Source organism: Neoroseomonas rubea (assembly GCF_016106015.1).
Classification (GTDB): domain Bacteria; phylum Pseudomonadota; class Alphaproteobacteria; order Acetobacterales; family Acetobacteraceae; genus Neoroseomonas; species Neoroseomonas rubea.
The window spans coordinates 1-751 of sequence record NZ_JACADQ010000706.1 but is presented as its reverse complement, the minus strand read 5'-3'; the positions used below and the strand labels follow the sequence as shown (position 1 = coordinate 751).

Annotated in this window: 1 protein-coding gene; it reads right to left on the bottom strand. The window is 76.4% G+C overall.

Going from position 1 to position 751, the window contains the following annotated elements:
- A partial coding sequence (locus HW577_RS25960) for a divergent polysaccharide deacetylase family protein (protein ID WP_198378951.1) occupies window positions 1–751 on the bottom strand: 751 nt, incomplete at both ends.

The window sequence follows — 751 nt, the reverse complement described above, 5'->3', positions numbered from 1 at the left end:
CGCCGCGCCGGCGAGGCCCAGCGCCGCGCCGCGGTCGCGCGCGATGCGCTCGAGCTCCTCGAGCCGCCGGTCGATCACGTCCCGCGTCCCTGCCGGCTCGTCGAGCACGAGATCGACGCTGCGACCCCAGGCGCGGGCGGGCGCCGGCGCGCCAGGGCGGGGATCGAGGTAGAGCAGCCCGCGCCCGCGGAGCACGTCCTGCACCTGGCCGAGCGCTTCGGGCAGCGCCGCGAAGCGCTCGCCTCGCATGGCGCCGACCGCGCCGATCGCACCGACATAGCCCTGCGCGCGGGTCATCACCCAATCGAGTGAATCCATGTTCTCGGCCATCGGCCGGCCGGTCAGCAGGGCACGCTCGCCGGGGTCGTTCAGCGGGTAGCCGGTGGGCTCCATGGGGATGGAGATCAGGGTCTCCATGCCGCGTTCCCGCGCTCGTTCCGCCGCCTGGCCGGGCCGCGCGGCATAGGGCGACAGGGCGAGGGCCACGGCGGGCGGCAGGCGGCGGATCGCTTCCTCGGTCTGGGTCGCATTCAGGCCGATATCCGCGACGACGATGCCGATGCGCGGGCGCGTGTCGCGCCGGTCGAATTCCCGGCCATAGGCGCGGATCGGCGTGCGGCCGTCGGCGCTGACGCGCGGCAGCATGCCGTGCCGGCCACGTTCGAGCAGCGCCTGATCGGGCGGCGGGATGGGCCGCGCCGGACCGCGGGCGGGGATGGCGGCCGGGGCGGCCAGCGGCGGGGGATCCGGC